The 3,310-nt window shown below is 71.5% G+C and carries 4 protein-coding genes and 1 pseudogene; 1 reads left to right on the top strand and 4 read right to left on the bottom strand.

Annotation, left to right across the window (positions count from 1 at the left end):
- Positions 1 to 957, bottom strand: a 957-nt coding sequence (locus ACYVE7_RS31480; RefSeq protein WP_460369885.1) for a DAK2 domain-containing protein, incomplete at its 3' end; no start/stop codon positions are given.
- A 202-nt stretch (positions 958 to 1,159) separates the two neighbouring features.
- On the opposite strand from ACYVE7_RS31480, the gene rpmB reads away from it, so the two are divergent.
- Positions 1,160 to 1,357 carry a 50S ribosomal protein L28 gene (gene rpmB, locus ACYVE7_RS31475; protein WP_460369883.1) on the top strand — a complete coding sequence of 66 codons (198 nt, stop codon included), beginning with the start codon at positions 1,160 to 1,162 and terminating at the stop codon, positions 1,355 to 1,357.
- A 70-nt stretch (positions 1,358 to 1,427) separates the two neighbouring features.
- Here the strand turns inward: rpmB and thiD are convergent, their stop codons facing one another.
- The 3 genes and pseudogenes from thiD to ACYVE7_RS31460 form a co-directional block, all read right to left on the bottom strand.
- Positions 1,428 to 2,222: a bifunctional hydroxymethylpyrimidine kinase/phosphomethylpyrimidine kinase gene (gene thiD / locus ACYVE7_RS31470; RefSeq protein WP_460369882.1), complete on the bottom strand. Its 795-nt coding sequence runs from the start codon at positions 2,220 to 2,222 to the stop codon at positions 1,428 to 1,430.
- Positions 2,223 to 2,244: 22 nt separating this feature from the next.
- Positions 2,245 to 2,862: a cellulose binding domain-containing protein gene (locus tag ACYVE7_RS31465; RefSeq protein ID WP_460369880.1), complete on the bottom strand. Its 618-nt coding sequence runs from the start codon at positions 2,860 to 2,862 to the stop codon at positions 2,245 to 2,247.
- Between the two features lie 122 nt (positions 2,863 to 2,984).
- Positions 2,985 to 3,310 (bottom strand): annotated as a pseudogene (locus tag ACYVE7_RS31460) (thiamine-phosphate kinase); the annotation flags it as partial.

Raw genomic sequence — 3,310 nt, 5'->3', positions numbered from 1 at the left:
CAGCCCGTCGGCGGCCGTCACCGCGACCACGCCCCGGCCCGTGCAGGGCGGCTGCGGCTCGCTCACCGACGCCAGATGGCTGATCCGGATCCGGTGGGCGCGGCCCGCCGCCAGACCCGCCTCGATCGCGGCGCCCGCGTCGTCGACATGGACGTGGACGTTCCACAGGCCGTCGCCGCCCACCACGACCAGGGAGTCGCCCAGGACGTCCAGGGCGTCGCGCAGGGCGGGGATCGCGCCGTCGTCGGTCTCCAGCAGGTACATGACCTCGTAGCCGAAACCCTTGTCCCTCGGCTGCGCCGGCTGGACGGCGCGGGACTCCGAGCGTCCCGGGACGTCGTAGCGTTCGGGGAACTCCTCGGTGACCACGGCGCACAGGGCGTCGAGGATCACGCAGAGGCCGGCCGCGCCCGCGTCGACCACACCATTCTCGGCCAGCAGCGGCATCTGTCCTGGGGTCCTGGCGAGCGCCTGGCGCGCGCCGCGCGCCGCGCTTCTGGCCACTTCGCCCAGCGCGTCCCCCCTCGCCGCCTCCGACGCCGCCGACAGCACGCTGAGGATGGTCCCCTCGACGGGATGCGCCACCGCTGCCCTGGCCAGCTCCGCCGCGTACGCGAGCGCCTCCTCCAGCACGGCGCCGCCCGGCGCGGGCGCGCCCTGCATCACCTCGGCCATCCCGCGCAGCACCTGGCTGGCGATCACCCCGGAGTTGCCGCGCGCGCCGAGCAGCGCGCCCTGCGCGACGGCCTGCCAGACCGCGCCCAGGGCGGCGTCCGCGGGCAGCTCCTCGACGCTCTCGGCCGCCGCCAGCACCGTGAGGTGCAGGTTCGTCCCGGTGTCCCCGTCGGGGACGGGGAACACGTTGAGCGTGTCGATCTCTCGCCGGTACTTGCCGAGGGCGTCCGCGGCCACCCGCATCCAGCGCCGCACCGCCACCGCGTCCAGACCTTCCAGCACTGCGCCTCCTCACACCGGATTGAGAGTATTCTGGCCGTGGACTTACGTCTGCTCCGTCCGCCCCTTCCCTTGGCTGATTCGCCTACCCATGGCTGGTCGGCTACGCTGTTCGGAGCGTCCCCCTTCCGCGGGGACCTTTTCCATGTGAAAGCACCCCAAGTCCGGGGTGTTTCTCGATTCCCGATCTTTGTTTGGAGTTACCGTGGCTGCCAACTGCGAAGTGTGCGGCAAGGGCCCCGGCTTCGGTATGAGCGTGTCCCACTCGCACCGTCGCACCCCGCGCCGTTGGAACCCGAACATCCAGCGTGTGCGCGCCGTCGTTAGCGGCGCCACGAAGCGCGTCAACGTCTGCACCTCCTGCCTCAAGGCCGGCAAGATCCAGCGCCCCCTGGCCCGCTAGGTCACAGACACCCGAAAGAACCCGGCCGGTCCCCCACACGGACCAGCCGGGTTCTTTCACGTTCCCTGGTTTATGGGCGCCAGCGCCAGGCGTGGTCTACGGGGCCTAGGCCGGAGCCTAGGGGGAAGCCGGCGGCTATGGCGCCGGTGATGTAGGTCTTGGCGGCGGCGACGGCGTCGGGGAGGGGGAGGCCGAGGGCCAGGTGGCTGGCGATGGCGGAGGCCAGGGTGCAGCCGGTGCCGTGGGTGTGGCGGTTGTCGTGGCGTTCGGCCGAGAAGGTGTGGGTCTCGGCGCCGTTCGTCAGGAGGTCGACGGGACGGCCCGGCAGATGGCCGCCCTTGATGAGGACCCAGGCCGAACCCAAGGCCAGGACGGCTTCGGCGGCGCGCGGCAGATCCGCCTCCGACTCGACCTTGACGCCCGTGAGCAGCTCGACCTCCCACAGGTTGGGCGTGACGAGCTCCGCGACGGGCAGCAGCTTGTGGCGGACGGCGTCGACCGCGTCCCGCGCGAGCAGAGCGTCGCCGTGCTTGGAGACACCGACCGGATCGACGACGACCGGCGCGTCGACCGTGGCGAGCCGGGCCGCGACCGTCTCGACGAGGACCGTCGAGGCCAGCATCCCCGTCTTGATCGCCTGCGCCCCGATGTCGTTCAGCACGGAGTCCAGTTGCGCTTCGACGGCCTCGGGCGGCAGCTCCCAGTAGCCCTGGACGCCCAGCGAGTTCTGGGCCGTGACCGCGCAGATGACGCTCATCCCGTGCACCCCGAGCGCCAGCATGGCCTTGAGGTCGGCCTGGATGCCGGCGCCACCGCCGGAGTCGGAGCCGGCGACGGTCAGAACGCGAGGGGGTGCCACAGCCATGTGATCAGCCTAGCCGCCGATCTCAGCGGCAGGAGACGCCGTTGATCTTGCAGAAGGCGGGCTTCGACCAGGCGCCCTTTCCGGTGAACCGGATGACGATCTTGGAGCCGGGGGCGATCCGGGTGGTGCCGGACAGGTAGACGTCGCCCCCGGCCCGTCCGCCGGTTCTGAGGACGGCGCCCCGCGCCGTGGTGACCGCGGCGTTGGGGATCCGGAAGCGGAGCTTCCAGCGGTCGACGGGCGCGCCGCCGGTGTTGGCGATCACGACGCTGCCGACGAAGGCGCCCGAGGCCCCTTCCGTCTTGAACCGCCACTTCCCGGCCTTGACGGGCCCGCCGCCCGCCCCCGACGTCGGGACGGCCTGGGGTTCGGCCTGCCGGATCCGCGGGTCGGCGAGGACCGCGCTGTCGGTGCCGGGGCTGTTGGAGAAGTTCAACGAGATCTGCTGGGTGCTGAACGCCGCGGCGATCACGCCGACGGCGCCGATGCCGGCCAGCACGGGCATCAGCGGGGTCCGGCCGATCCACGCCATCCGCCGGGCCCGCGAGACCTGCGCCGGGACGATCAGGGGGCGTCCCCCGGGATCGGTGTCCGCCGTGACCCAGGTCGCCTGTTCGTCGAGCTTGGTGTGTCGTCCCATCCCATCCTCTTCGTCCCAGGGATGTATACCAAAACGACACCAAGCCTGCCTACCGGACTACCAAGACAGGCAGCACTTACCTTTACTTTTCTAATAAAGACCTACAAAACGTAACGGTGGAATCACGGGGCGAAATGGTCCCATCCGCCTCGTCCCGGAACGTCACCGTCGACCGTGACGCCCTCCCCCGCCGCCACTCGTCCGATCACGTCCCATCCGTCCGGGGCCGTCCCGGGGAAGGTTCCGGCGAAGGCGTGGTCCTCGCCGCCGTACAGGGCGTCCGCCAGGGTCACGCCGGGCGGGAGCGGCACGGCCGCACCGTCCAGTTCGAGCCGGACTCCGCTGGCGCGCGCGATATGGCCGAGGTCCTGGACCAGCCCGTCACTGACGTCCATGAGCGCCGACGCCCCGCCCGCGCGCGCCTCCGCGCCCGCCGCGTACGGCGGCG

This window comes from Actinocorallia lasiicapitis, from assembly GCF_054778695.1.
This window is presented reverse-complemented; position numbering and strand designations above follow the sequence as displayed.